Below are 219 nucleotides of genomic sequence, written 5' to 3'. Positions count from 1 at the left end.
CCGTCGTCCCCCGGCCACTTAGCGTTTTACAGATTGGTAAAACTTTATTATGCGTCCGACTGACTTCCGAATATGACACTGTTGATCGGGACAGACTCGGGGCTGTACCGAACGGACGACGTCCCCTTCGAGCGCGACGAGCTCGACCCCGTCCTCGACTGCGGGGTCGTCACCGCGGTGAAGTCGTGGGACCACACCGAGGGCGTGTTCGTCGCCTCC

Annotated in this window: 1 pseudogene; it reads left to right on the top strand. The window is 60.7% G+C overall.

The window, feature by feature from the left end:
* Nucleotides 1–72 precede the first annotated feature (72 nt).
* A pseudogene (locus EXE44_RS22005) lies at nt 73–219 on the top strand (sialidase); the annotation flags it as partial.

The sequence above is a fragment of the Halorubrum sp. SS7 genome, assembly GCF_005435055.1.
In the GTDB taxonomy this organism is placed as follows: Archaea; Halobacteriota; Halobacteria; order Halobacteriales; family Haloferacaceae; genus Halorubrum; species Halorubrum salinarum.
This window is presented reverse-complemented; position numbering and strand designations above follow the sequence as displayed.